The following is a 16,334-nucleotide window of genomic DNA, read 5'->3' on the forward strand; positions in this document are numbered from 1 at the left end:
CTGCTTGTCAGCGATGCGGTCTTTGCTGCTTCATTGTCCGGGGAAGCCGCCCCGGGTCAACCGTGCCGGATCAAGATAGCGCGCCAGCGCCTCGCGATCGAGATCGGTACGCTCGATGGCCACATCCAGCACGCTGCGCCCGGAAGCAAACGCTTCCTTGGCGATCTCCGCTGCCTTCTCATAACCGATCACCGGATTGAGTGCCGTCACGAGAATCGGATTCCGGCCCACGGCCTCGCCGATGACCTGATGATTGACCGTGAAGCCGGCGATGGCGCCATCCGTGAGGATGCGCGTCACATTGGCGAGTATTGCCGTCATCTCCAGCAGATTGGCGGCCACCAGCGGCAACATCACATTGAGCTGAAAATTACCGCTTTGCGCGGCGATGGTATTGGCCTGATCCAGCCCCATCACTTGCGCACTGACCATGCAGGCCGATTCGCAGATCACCGGATTGACCTTGGCCGGCATGATGGAAGAACCCGGCTGCACTGCTGGCAGCCGGATTTCCGCCAGGCCGTGAATAGGCCCGGAATTCATCCAGCGCAGATCATTGCTGATCTTCATCAGCACCACCGCGTAGCCGCGCAAGGCGGCGGACAGCGCCAGCGGCCGGTCGATCGCGCCGAGGCCGGCAAAGGCGGTGCTCATGGGTGTGAAATTATGGTGCGTGCGCTGGCTCAGGTGCTGGGCGAACAACGGCGCAAACTCGGGGTGGGCATTGATGCCCGTTCCCACCGCTGTGCCGCCCTGGGGAATTTCCAGCAAACCGTCCCGTGCATCGCGCAAGCGGGCAACAACAAATCCCAGCTGCGCTCGCCAGCTCTCCAGCTCCTGCCCCAATGTCACCGGCATTGCATCCATCAGGTGGGTGCGGCCCGTCTTGACCACATCATCAAGCTCTGAGGCGCGCGCTGCCAGCGTCGTATCCAGATGGTTCAGCGCCGGCAGCAACTTGCTGCCCACCTCCAGCACCGCGCTGAGATAAAGCGCGGTGGGCACCGTATCGTTGCTGCTCTGGCCCAGATTGACATGATCATTGGGATGCACGGCAGGCGCATCCGGCTGTTGCTGGCAAAGGCGGCTGATCACCTCGTTGACGTTCATGTTGCTGCTGGTGCCCGAGCCGGTCTGGAAGACATCCACCGGGAAGGCATCGGGGTAGCGGCCGGCAATAATCTCGTCTGCGGCTTGCTGGATCGCTGCTCGGCGTGCCTCGTCGAGCAACCCGAGCTCGGCATTGGCCTGGGCTGCGCACCACTTCACTTGCGCCAGCGCGGCAATAAAAGCTGCCGGCATCGCACCATGAATCGGGAAGTTGTCCACAGCACGCTGGGTTTGCGCGCCCCACAGGGCCTCTTCGCCTACCCGCACTTCACCCAGGCTATCGTGTTCGATCCGGTATCCGCTCATGCCCGTCTCCCTGCTCATTTGCTGCTATTCATTTCCTGCCGATCGTCGCTTTCTGTTTACCATCCTCTGGCCGTTTCTTCAGGCGCCAATGCGTCTCGTCCGGCATCAATGCGCTTTGACCTTCTGCTTGCCGCAGCGCTCACAACGATAGACCGTCACCAGCCGCCCCTGTTTCACATCGAACCTGGTGGCCTTGCATACCGCCCATTTATGGAAACCATGTTGACACATACCTCGTGACGGCTTTTTTTGTGCCGGTTTCCGAAACGGCAGAATATTCCCCATGTCGCGGGCCTCATAGGTCGGCGCTTGATACGGCAGTGGGCCAGCAATGCCCCGCCGGCAGTGATTCCAATGTGGCAGTATTGGGCGCGGCCGCCATCAATGAGACACTATCCGCTGCCACCGAGGCAATGCCCGTGCGCAACCGCCCTGCAGGCGCCTTGCGCCAGCCCTTGTGTCTTGTCGCCGTGTGAAAGCGAGGCTCTGGTGTATTCCGTTTTCCCCGCCACTATTGCAGTACTGTTTCTGGCGTACGGCGGCTATGTTCTCAGCCACGCCAGAATCAATCGAGTCACGCTCAGTTTTTTTGTCCTGTGCAGCACCACTTTTGCCTGGCAGGCCGCCTGGGCACTGCTGTTCCAGATTGATGATCCGCAGTGGGCCGAGCGGCTCGTCCGGCTTGGATACCTGCCGATCCTGTTCCTGCCCACCACCTTGTATCACTTTCTGGTAGAAATTACCGGGCAGCGGCATGAGCTGCGTCGTGTTTATGCTTCCTACGGCCTGGCAGCGCTGCTGGCCTTCACACTGCTCGGCGATCTCTTCGTGCGCGGCTATTACGAGATGTTTTTCGGCTTTTATCCGAAAGCCGGCGTATTGCACCCTATTCATGTGTTGCAAACCTGCGTGGTCGTGCTGCGCGGGCTGTATCTGACCTGGCGGGCGCAGCAAACCGCCGCTCCTCGCCAGCGCACCCGCTTGCGTTATTGCATCGCCAGCCTGTTCATCTACCTGTTTGCCGCTATTGATTACCTGTGCAATTACGGCGTGGAAATTTATCCGCCAGGGGTATTTTTTCTGGCGCTCAGCCTTGGCTTGCTGGCCATCGCCACAGTCCGATACCAGCTGATGGATATTTCCCTTGCGCTGAGTCGTGGGCTCGCTCGCGTCACCACCTTGCTATTGTTCGCAACCCTGTATCTCGCTGCTTTTCTGGCGCTGAGCGTGAGCGATACCGACCTGCCACCGGTGCTCGCCGGGGCCCTCGGGCTGAGTTTCCTGGTCTTCGTTTGCGAAACCTACGGGCCATTAAGCACCTTTCTGGCAGGCGTGCCTGACCGGCTGCTGCAACGTCGCCGCCGTGGCTACTCCTATCCACAGGTCGTGCAGGCGGTGACGCGGGCGCTGGGCTCTCATATACGGCTTGATGAGCTGGTGCGTGATCTCGCCGATGTGCTGGCTACCCATGCTCGTATCAGACCCCTCACGTTGTTCATACGCACCGATTTTGGCCTGGGCGGCGATATGCCTGATGCCCGCTTCCATATCTGGCGTCAGGATGCGGGCGAAGCAGACCCGCGCGAAACGCTACCGGCGGATCATCCCCTTATTCGGCAGCTTCGCCCAGGACAAGGTGTAGTCTATTTCCGTGAAGCCGAGGCGTCCGTGCAGCAGCTTTATCTGCAATACCAGGCAGCCAGCGCGGTGCGCATCCAGCGTGCTAATGAAGTTGTCGGCGTTCTGCTTCTCGGCAAACAGGACAATGCGCCCCACTACAGCCATGATGATCTTGATCTGATCGAATTCCTGCCCGGGCAACTTGATCTCGCCTTTGATCGTGTCGAAGCTTATAGCCAGGTCTGCCATGGTCTTGCCAAGGCACAGAAAAGCGCTTCCCTGATGGCCACCATGAACGAATACCAGCATGAACTGAAAGCACCCATCAGCATCATCCATATGTACGCGCAATCCAACCTGAGCAGCGATGTGGTGCGCAGTGAAATACTGACTCAATGCCAGCGTGTGCTTGGCTTGCTGGAGAAAATGCTACGTGTGTTACAAGACAAGCGCGACAGGCAATCGCGGCCGGTTTCGATCAATGCCCTGCTGATCTCTGCGCTACGACTGTTCCCCGTTCGGCAAGCGGAAGTGGTGTTGCATCTGGACGAGCAGCTCCCGCCCGTTATTGGTGATTCTGATGATTTGCTGATTCTGTTTATCAATTTGCTGAAGAATGCGGTAGAGGCCGGTGATCGGGAGCGCCCCAATGTGATCATGCTCTACACACGCTATCAGCCGGAGCGGCACCGCGTGCTACTTACTCTGAGCGACAGCGGTATCGGCATGGATGCAGAAAAACTGCGCCGCATGTGGGCGCCGCTGGAATCCGGCAAAGCAGGCGGCACCGGGCTTGGCATGAAAGTGGTCCAGCGTATTATTCAGGAGCACCGCGCCGATATCGATATACAAAGCACACCCGGACAAGGCACACAAGTTGATATCAGCCTGCCGGTGACTGAACTTCCGTCATTGCCTCGGGAACTGACATGAAAGCAGCTCGACAGGAACAGCAACACCCGGCGATTCTACTGATCGAGGACGAAGAGCCCATCCGCCGCCTGTTCGAGCTGACCTACGGCGAATTTCACCTGATCACCGTCGGCAATGTGGAGCAGGCATTCGACGTGTTACGCCAACGCGGCGAAGAGATCGGCGTAGTGCTCGCGGATCATTACCTGCCTGATGGCACTGGTGTGGAGGTATTGGCGTGGGCGCGGCAAAAATTGCCGCAGGCAATACGCCTGCTCACCACCTCTCACGCGCATCTTTCCCAAGCGGTTGCCGCCGTCAACGACGGTGGTATTTCCGGTTACATCACCAAACCCTGGCATCTGGAAGAGCTGCGGCACAAGCTGGAACAATCCATGGCTTCGTTCAACCGGCGGCAACGGGAAATCGAGCTGCTTGCCGGAAAACGCGAAACACTGATCGCGCTGGCAGCCAGTATCGCACACGAGATGCGCACGCCTCTGGCCACCATCCGTATGCGCGCCAATGCCATTGCCAGCCACTGGCCGATGCTGATGGCGCTGTATCATGAAGCACTCCAGGACGGCCGCGTCGAAACCCCGATCCGTCATCGGCGGCTGCAAAGCATGGCAAGCGGCATCGACACCATCCAGCAGGAAGTCGATCGCTCCAATATGGTTATCGACATGCTGCTTGCCTCCGCCCACGCCGAACAGCCCGACACGTCCTCTTTCGCGGTCTACAGCATCGTGCAGTGTGTAACAGAAGCACTGAAGCATTACCCGTTCGAGCCGGGCACCGCCTCACGAGTGCACTTCAGCACAGACAACAACTTCGATTTTTTTGGTTCCGACGTGCTGGCGGTATTCATCCTTTATAATCTGTTGAAAAATGCACTCTACGCCATGCGTGTGGCCGGGCGCGGGGATATTCACATTTCCCTGCACCGGGGAATTCACGGCAACGAGCTTCATTTCCGAGATACCGCGACCGGTATTCACCCCGAGGCCATCAAGCGGGTGTTCGAAGATTTCTATACCACCAAGCGCACCGGCACCGGAATCGGCTTGTCATTTTGCCGCAGCGCAATGCGCAATATGGGCGGCGATATTTTCTGCGAATCCAGCCAGGGCGAGCACACCTTGTTCCGTTTACGCTTCCCGGACTGTGCGCACGTTTGAATATGCCAGGAACGGGTGCCTTACGGCACCCGTTCAAGCTATCGCTTAGCCTCGCATAACCGATAAAGGCACCTCGTAACGCCGAACCGTGGCCAGCACTTCCTCGGGCAGACGAGCAATACGGCGTTCATGATCCGCAAAAACAATTTGCTGATACCCGCCAGAAACCAGCTCGCCTGTTTCCGCATTGCTGAACCGGAACAGGATATAGAACGACGCCTTCTTCACCAGAGCGGTATTGACCTGCCCGCGGATAGTCTGGAAAGGAAAGGTTTCCTGGACATAATCGTTATGAGCAGCCTTGGTGATGAACACGCCCTTGTCCTGCAACATATCGGGCGATACACATTTGAAGAACCACGCTTCCCGGCACACACCCTGCCACTCGAAGTAGCGCGCAAAATAGGTGTTGGCGTAGGCATTGGAATCCTTGAGATAGGTTTCTATCGAATGTGTATAAGTGCGCTCTGCCAGCTCGAAAGGCAGCTCCCGCCACTCCGTCAAATCGTATTCGACGGGTACCTTGGCTATAGGCCAGGTGTTTTCTGCGGGAACAGTCTGGGTTACAGCAGCGTTATGACGCATTGGAAAATCTCCTTTCTGATTAGTAGTTGAATGCGGAGCGATGTCGCTCCGCCTCCAACGTTAGTCCAGAAAGGATGTGATCGTGATAACGTTAACGCTGAGAATAAGATGCGCTATGGCCTGTGAGGTCGAGTCGATAAGTTTTTTAATATCGGAATAACATCATTTATGTTTTGCGATTGAGTTTTGAAAAGGTGCTTTTCTTTTTTCAACAGGATCAATGATCAGACCGCCGGCTTTGAGCCGGCGGCCGTCCTTGTGTCAGCGGCGGAACGGATCATAAAGTCGATCTTCTTCGGGCCGGCTACGCATGCCGAGGTAACCCGCCACACCGGCTATCACGGCACCCAGAATCAGACCGAGAAATGCCCAGAATGCCGATTTCGCCAAGGCCGCTGCCGCCTCATCAGCAGCACCGCGTGCCTGCTGCTCAAGCTCCGCCAGCTCCTGCCTGGCCGCGTCGATCTGTTCACCGGCGTTATCCAGCTGATGGGTGATCGCATCCACAGTTTCCTGATACCCGGCTACCAGATCTTCCGCTTCCTCGCGTGTCATCGCGGTGTTTTCGGTAAGCAGGCCCACTATTTCGTCTCGGTCGATCTGATTGCTGATGTGCTCTGCCCGGTCTGACAGTTTACCGACAAGATCGGAGGCGACCTGATCAAAGGTCGCATCATCACGCCTCAGCTCTCGCAAAGCTGCGGCAACATCCTGGCGCGCAGCCTGCAACTGTTCTCTCAGGTAACGCGGTTGCAGCACCTCGATATCGCTCTCACGCAATACCCGGCGCACATCGCTACGCAACTCCTGAGCATCGATATCCATATCCAGATTCAGATCGAACTCTTCGCTGATCCAGCTGGCGACATCTCCGGCCCCTTGTGCCGCGACACTGCCCGCCTTGCCCGCCGCGGAGAAAACGCCCCCCACCGCTTTTCCGGTCAAGCTGACGGCACCGCCAATGGCCGCCATACTCAGCATTGAGGCAAGTAGCAGCGCAGCTGCCCATACCAGAAAGCCATGTGTGGCACCCGCGTTGCCCGCCAGGCGCCCGGCCACAAAACCACCTGCTGCCAGGCTGATCACGAGCGATATGGCAGACCAGATACCAAAAACGACACCCACACCTTCCACCGGGTTTTCCGCATGGGCATCGATCATTCCCAGCCCAATCGACGAACCCAGCAACGAGAGCAGGATGGACACCGCAAATACGGTGACCACGCCACCAATGATGCTGCCCCAGGAGGCCACCGGAAGAAGCGTCAAACGAGTTTCTGTAACCATCTCAAGAGTCCTTTCATGATTTGCGGATAAATTAAAACCGTACCGCGCGATTGGCGCCTCCTCGAAAAGTAGAACCAGGAGCGATATATCTCAACGATTGAGAAAGCAGATTCTGGAAAAGGTTGTTAAACCCCTCCTAGGCAAGACGACCGTCCCAGCACTGTCACCCAGGCACGTACAAACACCAATCGTATTATCAGGACACTTGAGCAGCCGTGATGGCATTTGAGAAGATTTTTCAATTAAAGGCTATGATGAACGCAGCGAAGCAGAAAAGAGTTCGCCCCTATGAACACATAGCAGGAAAGACCGGATTCCCGCTCTGGCACAGGAGTTGTGGTTATGCCCGGATACGAAACACAGAAATTGAACGTCAATGTAGGCGCCTTGCAATGGAAGATTCGCGCTCTAAGCGATATCAGCCAGTACGCTGACCCGGAAGGCGTCGCCGCACGCGCCGGAATATGTTCAGCCAGCTGGAGCCTGTTTGGCCAACTCTGGCCAGCCAGCCGAGTGCTGGCAAAAGCCGTCAAGCATATCGATATCGACAACCGCCGCATCATCGAACTTGGTTGTGGGCTCGGCTTGCCTAGCCTGGTGCTGCAATCTCGCGGGGCGGATGTGACAGCAAGTGATCATCACCCGCTCAGCAAGAAATTCCTGGTCTATAACGCCGCATTGAACAGGCTGCCGGATATCCCTTATCTGGATTTGCCCTGGACATCGCTGGATCAGACTATTGGCCAGTTCGATCTGATTCTCGGCAGCGATATTCTTTACGAGCAAAACCATGCCAACATGCTCGCCGATCTGGTAGGCCACCTTGCCCGCCCGAAAGCGAAAGTGCTTATTACCTGCCCTGGTCGCGGCCACCGCAACCGCTTCAGCCGCCTGCTGAAAGAAAAAGGCTTTGAGCTGACGGAAACACGCCTGCCGTTCAGTGACAGCGACAAGCCTCCCTATAAAGGACGTCTATTGAGTTATCGTCGCGGGTTCTGATAGGAAAATTTTTCGCGACAGATTTCTCGGTAATGTTTTATAGCACTGAGTTAAAGCACTTGGAAAGATGCACTTGGTTGAACAAGTGCGGCGAGAAGAGCCGTGAGAGCTCTTGGTGTGATAGCTGTATAGAAGTTCGTTAGCGCGGGGAGCTATCGAAGCACTTGCCAGATATTGCTTTACCGGGCTGCGCTACGGTTCAATTTCCCACATGCGTTGGATAACAATAGCCCCTTCTCTGGGGCTATTGTTATAATCAGCCAGGCGGCTACTCACATCAGTGAGGTTAATGTCATTAACCTATTTTCCGATACAGAAACTGGAGAATATCCGCCCCAGCAAATCATCTGCCGAAAAAGCTCCGGTTATTTCTTCCAGAGCTTTTTGTGCTGCGCGCAGGTCTTCGGCAAGCAATTCACCAGCAGCAAATTCGCCCAGCTGCTGCTGGCCGTGTTGCAGTGAGCCCAGCGCAAGCTCAAGTGCAGTCAGATGGCGGCGGCGCGCAGAGAAGGGGCTGGCTTCGCCACTATGAAATCCGACGCTGTGTTTCAGATGTTCTCGCACCGCGCTGATGCCTTCCGCCTTCGCGACAGAAATGGCAAAGGTATCGTCCCGCTCCGGTAAAGGACCGGGCGTGAGGCCGGAGAGATCCGCTTTGTTGAGCAGCACCGTAACGGGAATATCCAATGTGGAAAGCGTGCGCTGCCCTTCCGGCAACAGCTCGTCCAGCGATGTAATTTGCGCAAGGGTGGTAGTGCTTGAATCCACCACTAGCAGAATCCGGTCGGCTTTTTCGATGGCCTGCCAGGCGCGGCGAATTCCTTCCCGCTCGACGATATCCTCGGATTCACGCAGGCCGGCCGTATCAATCAGTGTGAGCGGCATGCCATCAAGCTGAATGTTTTCCCGCAGGATATCCCGCGTTGTGCCGGCAATATCCGTCACAATCGCCACATCTTCGCCGGCGAGCGCATTGAGCAATGAAGATTTACCGGCGTTCGGGCGCCCCGCGATCACCACCGTCATGCCTTCACGCAGCAGGCTGCCTTGCCGGGCGGTTGCGAGTACGTCCCGGGTAGCCTGAAGGAGCGCAGCAAGATCCGCCGCCACTTTGCCGTCAGATAAAAAGTCGATTTCCTCTTCGGGAAAATCAATCGCGGCCTCGACATAAATGCGCAGCTGGATCAGCTGTTCGACCAGCTCGTTCACAGCGCTGGAAAATGCGCCGCGCAAGGAGCCCACGGCGGCGCGTGCAGCGCTGACCGTGCCGGCATCGATAAGATCGGCAATGCCTTCTGCCTGGGTCAGATCCATGCGGTCGTTAAGAAAAGCGCGCAAGGAAAATTCGCCGGGCCGAGCCTGTCGGGCACCGAAGCGAATACAAGCCTGCACCAGCTGATCGAGCAGCACCGGCCCACCATGGCCCTGCAGCTCCACCACATCCTCGCCGGTAAACGAATGCGGACCGGGAAAGCTCAGCACCAGCCCCTCGTCGATCACCTCGCCTTCCGCATTCAGAAAAGTGCTGAAATGCGCGTAGCGCGGTTTGAGTGTAAGCCGCCGGGGCAACAAGCAGAGCGCGATCTCCCTCGCCCTGGGGCCGGAAAGCCGGACAATGCCTATGCCGCCACGCCCTGGGGCGGTGGCGATAGCAACGATGGTGTCGATCGGTGGTGTCATGGCGCGAGTATACGGTCTGTCAGCCAGAAACAGAAAAGCCCGGAGCGGCCGGGCTTTTCTGTGCTGGATACAAGAAGCAGCTGCACCAGCAGTGCGTCAGGCTTCGTTTTCGATTTTCCGTGTAATCACCCATTGCTGGGCAATCGATAGAATGTTGTTGGTCAACCAGTACAGTACCAGGCCAGCCGGGAACCACAGGAAGAAGACGGTGAACACCACCGGCATCCACTTCATCACCTGCGCCTGAGTAGGATCTGGCGGCGTCGGGTTCAGGCGCATCTGGAACCACATGGAAGCGCCCATCAGCAGCGGCAGAATGAACCACGGGTCCATCAGCGACAAATCCTGAATCCAGCCGAAGAACGGCGCCTGCCGCAGCTCAACCGATTCCAGCAAGACATAATAGAGCGAGATGAACACCGGCATTTGCACCAGCACGGGCAGGCAACCGCCCAGCGGATTGATCTTCTCCTTCTGATAGAGCTTCATCAGCTCCATCGACTGCTTCTGGCGATCGCTCTTGTGCTGCTCGCGAATACGCTGCATCTCCGGCGCCACTTTGCGCATACGCGCCATGGAACGATAGCTGGCCGCAGAAAGCTTGAAAAACAGCAACTTGATAACGAGCGTCAGCAAAATGATCGCCACACCCCAGTTGCCGACACCGAAGCCGATATCGAACTGGTTGCCGAAAATGGTGATCTGGCCACTTTGCAGGAACACCAGCACGGCGAAGATCGGCTGCGAAATAAACCACAGCCAGCCGTAGTCCACCGTCATGTGAAGGCCGGGGCTGATGGCGCGAAGATCATCTTGTTGCTTCGGCCCGGCGTAGAACTCTGCATAGAGCACGCCTTCCTCACCAGGTGCGACCGTGGTGGTCGGCGACACGAAGCGGAGAATGTATTCGTCTGCGTTTTGCCGGTAGACACTGCTATAGGCGTGGCGGTGGTTGTTATCCGGCACCCAGGCAGATAGGAAGTAATGCTGGATCATCGCCAGCCAGCCACCCTGCTCGGTCATGCGCAGGTTGTCTTGCCGCATATCCTTCAAGGTGAGCTTGTTGTAAGGCTTTTCGCTGCTCCAGTAGGCGGCGCCAAGATAGGTCGGCATCGGCGCAAAGCCAGCGGTGGCCTTGCCGGGATCATCACTGCCGTCGCGCTTGATCTGGCCATAAAGCGCGCCCTGCCAGGGGACATTGCTGTTGTTTCGAATGATGTGCGACTGCCGTACCAGATGGCTGCCACGCTCGAAGGTGAAGCGCTTGATGATCTCGGTGCCGTTTTCCTGCGTCAGTGTGAGATCGACATTCAGATCAAACTCGCCGTCCAGCAGCTGGTATTCGGCTTTTTCCACATCCCAGGTGGGGCGGCCCTCAGCGCTGTCGGTGCCATTGGCGCCGACGATGCCGCTTTGCGCCACATAAGTGCGGGCGGCGGAACGCTCCAGCAAGATAAAGGGCTGATCGGGCGTATCAACCTGGCGCGGGTAGGTGAGCAGCGCAAGCCGGACAATATCGCCGCCAAGACGGTCGATTTCCATTTCCAGCACGTCAGTGCGTACGCGCACAATGCGCTCCGGCGTTGCCGCCTGACTCTCGCCACTAGCAGCCGGCGCCGGCGCGCTCGTATCGGGCACGCCAGCGTCAGCACGCGGCGCATCGCTCGCGGCAGGGATATCCGCCCCGTTGGCTTCGGGCGAGAGCACGGAGGCATCCGGCACCAGCACGGAGCTGTCCGTCACGGTGGTCTGATCCTGCTCCACGACACGGCCATAATCCCGTTGCCAGGCCAGGATCATCATGTAAGTCACCACTGCGATGGCGACCAGAACAATAGCGCGTTTGATTTCCATAGGGCGGCTTGCTTAAGGCGAGAAAAACGGCCGGCAGTGTCTCAAGCCTGCTGGCGCTTGGCAAGCAGCTTGTCCCAGAGGCCCAGGATCTCGTTGCGAAGTACCGTGGAATCGGTAGTGCTCAGATTTGAGCGCAGCAGCACCACGATGTCCAGGCCAGCAAGGGAATCCGGCCGTTGGCGGACGCTTTCGCGCAGATGGCGTTTGATCAGCGCCCGGTCTACTGCCCGCCGCGCACGTTTGCGAGCGATGACCATGCCGAGGCGTTGCCAAGGCAAATCGTTTTTCAGGGCGAGACAGAGAAAATGGCGGCTGCTGACACGATAGTCAGGCTTGTCGAACACACGCTGGAAAGAAGCAGGGTCTAGCAGGCGGTTGGCGCGACGGAAGCGGAGATCCGGGGGTGACACTTGTTTCGGATCACCGCCATCCATCACAGAACCTGTATGCGGGTAGCAGGATGGCAATAGCCAACCTCAGGCAGACAGGCGCTTGCGGCCTTTGGCACGACGGCGGTTCAGCACAGCGCGGCCACCCGGGGTTGCCATGCGGGCACGAAAACCGTGGTTGCGCTTGCGCTTGATCTGGCTGGGTTGAAAAGTACGTTTCATTGGTGCGTCCCCACGGGATATCACAGGATCAATCGAAGGGCGCCGATTCTATGGCAGTAGCGCTCTTGAGTCAAACGCGAGAGTGCTAGCAAGGGGCAAAAGGGAGTCAGTTATCTTTAATAGATTTTATATATTTAGATTTTTTAGTAGTAGTGTTAGTAATAGGTAAACGAATTTCTGTGGATAAGTTAAAAAAAGCTCTTTTTATCAATATGTTAAGTTGTGTGCAACGCGTTGGTATCTCGGTGCGGGAACGGGGCGCTGGCTGGGGATAAGCGGTGCGGGAGTGGGGATGGATATTGTGCACAGTATTGCCCCCAAGGTTGTACCGCCTTTGTACGCCCCCTTCTGCCCAAGGTTATCCACAGAATGGCCTCTCGAAAACGGCTGTGGATAACGGCAGCCCCGAGGGCTAGAATGGCCCGTTCGCTTATATCCTTCTGTTTATGAACCTAAGGCAGGGACGTGTCCGAAGAGCTCTGGAACCGCTGTCTCGCGCGGCTGGAAGACGAACTGCCAGCGCAGCAGTACAGTATGTGGCTGCGGCCGTTACAGGTGGTGGCATCCGCCGACGGCGGCGAGCTGATCCTGTTCGCCCCGAACCGCTTTATCGTGGATTGGGTGCGCGACAAGTACCTGGAACGCATTGGAGAGCTGCTGGGCGAGCTTCAGAGCGGCCCGCTGCCTACACTTTCTATAAAGGTAGGGGCATCGCGCCCCTCCAGGCCGGCGATCACACCGGCGCCGGTGGCTACCCCAGCTCCGGCGGTGCCAGCCAGTGCGCAATCGTTCGGAGGCGCAGCGCCCGCCCCAAGAGATAGCGCACCAGGCGTCACCGCCAAACACCGCAGCAATCTCAACAGCACTTTTCTGTTCGAGAACTTTGTCGAAGGCAAATCGAACCGTATGGCCGCAGCGGCGGCGCAGCAAGTGGCGGAGAACCCCGGGACTCACGGCTACAACCCGCTGCTGCTATATGGGGGGGTGGGCCTGGGCAAGACGCACCTGATGCACGCTGTGGGCAACGGGCTGTTGCGACGTAACCCCAATGCGAAGGTGGTCTATCTGCATAGTGAGCGCTTTGTCGCGGATATGATTTCAGCGCTACGCAACAAGACCATCAATGAATTCAAGCGGTTTTATCGCTCGGTGGATGCGCTGCTGATCGATGACATCCAGTTTTTTGCCGGCAAAGAGCAATCTCAAGAGGAATTCTTCCATACTTTCAATGCGTTGCTGGAGAATGGCCAGCAAATTATCCTCACCTGTGACAAGTTTCCGAAAGAGATTGATGGCCTGGAAGAGCGCCTCAAAAGCCGCTTTGGCTGGGGGCTCTCGCAGCCGATGGAACCGCCGGAGCTTGAAACCCGCGTGGCGATCCTGAAAAAGAAGGCAGAAGAAGCGCGCATCGAGCTGCCGAACGACGCAGCCTTTTTTATTGCTCAACGAATTCGCTCGAACGTGCGCGAGTTGGAAGGGGCTCTAAAGAGAGTGATCGCTCACGTACGCTTCACCGGCGCACCGTTGGATATTGGCCTGGTGAAGGATGCGTTGCGGGACTTGCTGGCCATTCAAGCGCGCCAGGTGAGTGTGGATAATATCCAGCGAACGGTTGCCGAGTATTACAAGATCAAGATCGCGGATCTGCTCTCGCCAAGGCGCAGCCGTTCGGTGGCACGGCCCAGGCAGGTGGCCATGGCATTATCGAAAGAGCTCACCAGCCACAGCTTGCCGGAAATTGGTGACGCGTTCGGTGGCCGCGACCACACGACAGTTCTGCACGCGTGCAGGAAGGTGAAGGAACTCCGGGAAGGCAGCACAGAGATTGAAGAAGATTACCAGAATCTGCTGCGCAGTTTGACGTCCTGATAACCATGCCAAATGTAGGGGAATCAATATGAAGTTCACTATCAACCGCGAGCTGCTGCTAAAGCCCCTGCAACAGGTGGCGGGCGTGGTGGAAAGGCGCCAGACACTGCCGGTGCTCTCCAATGTGCTGATCGAGGTGACCGATAACCAGCTGTCGGTCACCGGCACTGACCTTGAGCTTGAGCTGGTGGCGCGCTTGCCGCTGGAAAGCGAAACACAACCGGGCGAAACCACCGTGCCAGCTCGCAAGCTGCTTGATATCTGCAAGAGCTTGCCGGCCGAAGCAGAGCTGCGCCTTGAAGTGGAAGGCGAACGTGTGGTGGTGCGCTCGGGCCGCAGCCGGTTCACCCTGGCGACCTTGCCGGCCTCCGAATTCCCCAATCTGGAAGAACAGGTAAGCGGCGCACAGCTAGAGGTGGCGCCGGATCAGCTACGCCGGCTGATCGACAGCACGGCGTTTTCCATGGCGCAGCAGGATGTGCGCTATTACCTGAATGGCCTGTTGCTGGAGCTGCGCAAAGGGCGGCTGAGAGCGGTTGCCACAGATGGGCACCGCCTGGCGATGGCGGATGCCGAGGTATCCGGCATCAGCGAAGACGCAGAAGTCATCGTGCCGCGCAAAGGTGTGATGGAGCTGGCGCGGTTGCTGGGCGATGTCAGTGAGCCAGTGAAATTGACGGTGGGCAAGAATCACGTGCGGGTTATTGCGGGTGACGTCACTTTCACTTCAAAGCTGGTCGACGGGAAATTCCCGGAGTACGAGCGCGTGGTGCCGAAAGAGAGCCAGCGCCGGGTACTGGCAGATCGCGAACTGCTGCGCCAGACCCTGGGCCGGGTGGCGATTCTTTCCAACGAGAAGTACCGCGGCGTGAGAATGCAACTGTCGGATGCCAGCCTGCGGGTACAGGCAAACAACCCGGAGCAGGAAGAGGCAGAGGAAGAAATCTCCGTCGATTACCAGGGTGGCGAACTGGAGATCGGGTTTAACGTCAGCTATCTGATCGAGGTTCTCAATACGCTGCACAGCACGGAAGTGCAATTGCAGCTGGGTGACAGCAACAGCAGTGCGGTAATCGTTGATCCGAACGTTACCGGCACTTTGTATGTTGTCATGCCGATGCGCCTCTGATGACGTCTCAGGCCGGGCAGCGCACCAGCGGCCCGGCCGAACCCGCCCGCCCTGCCCCGCCGGCCCCTATGCTGCAACGTCTGATTCTTTCCTCTTTTCGAAACTACAGCCACGCAGAGCTGACGCTCGGCGCTGGCGTCAATCTTGTTGTGGGTGGTAACGGCTCAGGCAAATCCAGCCTGCTGGAAGCCATCTATCTGATGGGCACTGGCCGCAGCTTCCGAACAAGCCGGTTGCAAAGGCTGGTCAACGAGGCCGCTGGCGAGGCCGCGGTATATGCGGAAGTGCTTTCGCAGCAGGATGTGCTTCATAAAATCGGCATGTCTCGTGATCGGCAGGGTTTCACGGCGTTAAAAATGGATGGCGCCAATGTGCGAGGGCTGAGCGAGCTTGCCAGGCTCTTGCCGGTGCAGGCGTTTCATCCGGGCACTGTTGATGTGGTGGAAGGCCCGTCTTCTGCACGGCGCAGATATCTGGATTGGGGATTGTTCCACGTGGAACAATCCTTCCTCCCCTTGTGGCGCCAACTCAGCGGAGCGCTCCAGCAACGGAACAAGCTTTTACGTGCTGGGGGCTTCAATGCAAGGGAGTTGGCAGCATGGGATCAGCAAGTTGCCTCGGTATCTGATAGAATCAACGGGTTGCGCACCCGTTATCTGGCGGACCTGCTCCCTCATTTCGACGCCGTGCTGGCACACATAGGGGAGCTGCCAGAGGTGCGGATAAGCCTGTATCCAGGTTGGGCCGAAGGCGAGGATCTGCTTGCGTTGCTGGCGCAGGATCTGGAGCGGGATCGGCAAAGAGGCTACACCGGCAAAGGTGCTCACCGAGCCGAACTGCGCCTGAGCACGGGTGCTGGGCCGGTGCGCGATGTGTTTTCGCGGGGTCAGACCAAGACACTGAGTTATGCCTTGCTACTGGCGCAGTTGTATCTGCTGGTGCGCAGCCATGGTGGCCGCTGCCTGGTGCTAGTGGATGATCTCGCTTCTGAGCTGGACGAACAACACAGTGATGCAGTGATCCGGGCCTTGCAAGAGCTCGGCCAGCAAACGCTCATCACTGCTCTGTCTGCTGATGCCCTGCCAGCGCTTGCACGGGATGACGCGACAAGAGTGTTCCACGTGGAACATGGTGTATTGAATCGCCTGGAGTAGCCGCCCCAACTGCTCCGATGGCCGATGAATTCTTCTT

The 16,334-nt window shown here is 57.8% G+C and carries 13 protein-coding genes; 6 read left to right on the forward strand and 7 right to left on the reverse strand.

The annotated features are described in order from the left end of the window. Nucleotides 1-30 precede the first annotated feature (30 nt). Nucleotides 31-1,416 (reverse strand): class II fumarate hydratase, encoded by a 1,386-nt coding sequence (locus MU846_RS04210; protein WP_246948765.1) that lies wholly within the window; start codon nucleotides 1,414-1,416, stop codon nucleotides 31-33. A gap of 489 nt (nucleotides 1,417-1,905) precedes the next feature. On the opposite strand from MU846_RS04210, the gene MU846_RS04215 reads away from it, so the two are divergent. Beyond that, on the forward strand, nucleotides 1,906-3,969 hold the full coding sequence (locus MU846_RS04215) for an ATP-binding protein (protein ID WP_246948766.1): 2,064 nt from the start codon (nucleotides 1,906-1,908) through the stop codon (nucleotides 3,967-3,969). Beyond that, nucleotides 3,966-5,129 (forward strand): sensor histidine kinase, encoded by a 1,164-nt coding sequence (locus MU846_RS04220; protein ID WP_246948767.1) that lies wholly within the window; start codon nucleotides 3,966-3,968, stop codon nucleotides 5,127-5,129. The genes MU846_RS04215 and MU846_RS04220 overlap by 4 nt, the downstream gene beginning before the upstream one ends. 45 nt (nucleotides 5,130-5,174) lie before the next feature. On the opposite strand, the gene MU846_RS04225 is transcribed toward MU846_RS04220, so the two are convergent. Both MU846_RS04225 and MU846_RS04230 read right to left on the reverse strand, forming a co-directional pair. After that, nucleotides 5,175-5,714 carry an acyl-CoA thioesterase gene (locus MU846_RS04225; protein WP_246948768.1) on the reverse strand — a complete coding sequence of 180 codons (540 nt, stop codon included), beginning with the start codon at nucleotides 5,712-5,714 and terminating at the stop codon, nucleotides 5,175-5,177. Between the two features lie 261 nt (nucleotides 5,715-5,975). Beyond that, nucleotides 5,976-7,001, reverse strand: a complete 1,026-nt coding sequence (locus tag MU846_RS04230) for an AAA family ATPase (RefSeq protein WP_246948770.1) — start codon at nucleotides 6,999-7,001, stop codon at nucleotides 5,976-5,978. A 342-nt stretch (nucleotides 7,002-7,343) separates the two neighbouring features. On the opposite strand from MU846_RS04230, the gene MU846_RS04235 reads away from it, so the two are divergent. Then, a complete protein-coding gene (locus MU846_RS04235) occupies nucleotides 7,344-8,000 on the forward strand; it encodes a class I SAM-dependent methyltransferase (RefSeq protein ID WP_246948772.1) in 657 nt (218 codons plus the stop codon). Between the two features lie 300 nt (nucleotides 8,001-8,300). On the opposite strand, the gene mnmE is transcribed toward MU846_RS04235, so the two are convergent. The 4 genes from mnmE to rpmH form a co-directional block, all read right to left on the reverse strand. Continuing rightward, entirely contained in the window at nucleotides 8,301-9,680 is a 1,380-nt protein-coding gene (gene mnmE, locus MU846_RS04240; RefSeq protein WP_246948773.1) for a tRNA uridine-5-carboxymethylaminomethyl(34) synthesis GTPase MnmE, read from the reverse strand. Nucleotides 9,681-9,776: 96 nt separating this feature from the next. Then, nucleotides 9,777-11,534, reverse strand: a complete 1,758-nt coding sequence (gene yidC, locus MU846_RS04245) for a membrane protein insertase YidC (RefSeq protein WP_246948774.1) — start codon at nucleotides 11,532-11,534, stop codon at nucleotides 9,777-9,779. Nucleotides 11,535-11,575: 41 nt separating this feature from the next. After that, nucleotides 11,576-11,968: a ribonuclease P protein component gene (gene rnpA / locus MU846_RS04250; RefSeq protein ID WP_246948778.1), complete on the reverse strand. Its 393-nt coding sequence runs from the start codon at nucleotides 11,966-11,968 to the stop codon at nucleotides 11,576-11,578. A gap of 42 nt (nucleotides 11,969-12,010) precedes the next feature. Beyond that, nucleotides 12,011-12,145 carry a 50S ribosomal protein L34 gene (rpmH, locus tag MU846_RS04255; RefSeq protein WP_246948781.1) on the reverse strand — a complete coding sequence of 45 codons (135 nt, stop codon included), beginning with the start codon at nucleotides 12,143-12,145 and terminating at the stop codon, nucleotides 12,011-12,013. A 465-nt stretch (nucleotides 12,146-12,610) separates the two neighbouring features. Here rpmH and dnaA point away from each other — a divergent pair, with 465 nt between their 5' ends. From dnaA to recF, 3 genes are all read left to right on the forward strand, one after another. Next, nucleotides 12,611-14,014 carry a chromosomal replication initiator protein DnaA gene (gene dnaA / locus MU846_RS04260; RefSeq protein ID WP_246948783.1) on the forward strand — a complete coding sequence of 468 codons (1,404 nt, stop codon included), beginning with the start codon at nucleotides 12,611-12,613 and terminating at the stop codon, nucleotides 14,012-14,014. 28 nt (nucleotides 14,015-14,042) lie between these two features. Continuing rightward, a complete protein-coding gene (gene dnaN, locus MU846_RS04265) occupies nucleotides 14,043-15,143 on the forward strand; it encodes a DNA polymerase III subunit beta (RefSeq protein ID WP_246948784.1) in 1,101 nt (366 codons plus the stop codon). 68 nt (nucleotides 15,144-15,211) lie between these two features. Continuing rightward, a complete protein-coding gene (recF, locus tag MU846_RS04270) occupies nucleotides 15,212-16,297 on the forward strand; it encodes a DNA replication/repair protein RecF (RefSeq protein ID WP_246948790.1) in 1,086 nt (361 codons plus the stop codon). Nucleotides 16,298-16,334: the final 37 nt, after the last annotated feature.

The organism is Alcanivorax quisquiliarum (assembly GCF_023051175.1).
Taxonomy (GTDB): Bacteria; Pseudomonadota; Gammaproteobacteria; order Pseudomonadales; family Alcanivoracaceae; genus Isoalcanivorax; species Isoalcanivorax quisquiliarum.

Excerpts from the sequence above, each read along its gene's own strand:
- MU846_RS04220 (WP_246948767.1), top strand. The coding sequence starts at position 3,966 with ATGAAAGCAGCTCGACAGGAACAGCAACACCCGGCGATTCTACTGATC.
- MU846_RS04235 (WP_246948772.1), top strand. The coding sequence starts at position 7,344 with ATGCCCGGATACGAAACACAGAAATTGAACGTCAATGTAGGCGCCTTG.
- MU846_RS04230 (WP_246948770.1), bottom strand. The coding sequence starts at position 7,001 with ATGGTTACAGAAACTCGTTTGACGCTTCTTCCGGTGGCCTCCTGGGGC.
- MU846_RS04225 (WP_246948768.1), bottom strand. The coding sequence starts at position 5,714 with ATGCGTCATAACGCTGCTGTAACCCAGACTGTTCCCGCAGAAAACACC.
- dnaN (WP_246948784.1), top strand. The coding sequence starts at position 14,043 with ATGAAGTTCACTATCAACCGCGAGCTGCTGCTAAAGCCCCTGCAACAG.
- recF (WP_246948790.1), top strand. The coding sequence starts at position 15,212 with ATGCTGCAACGTCTGATTCTTTCCTCTTTTCGAAACTACAGCCACGCA.
- rnpA (WP_246948778.1), bottom strand. The coding sequence starts at position 11,968 with ATGGATGGCGGTGATCCGAAACAAGTGTCACCCCCGGATCTCCGCTTC.
- MU846_RS04210 (WP_246948765.1), bottom strand. The coding sequence starts at position 1,416 with ATGAGCGGATACCGGATCGAACACGATAGCCTGGGTGAAGTGCGGGTA.
- yidC (WP_246948774.1), bottom strand. The coding sequence starts at position 11,534 with ATGGAAATCAAACGCGCTATTGTTCTGGTCGCCATCGCAGTGGTGACT.
- rpmH (WP_246948781.1), bottom strand. The coding sequence starts at position 12,145 with ATGAAACGTACTTTTCAACCCAGCCAGATCAAGCGCAAGCGCAACCAC.
- mnmE (WP_246948773.1), bottom strand. The coding sequence starts at position 9,680 with ATGACACCACCGATCGACACCATCGTTGCTATCGCCACCGCCCCAGGG.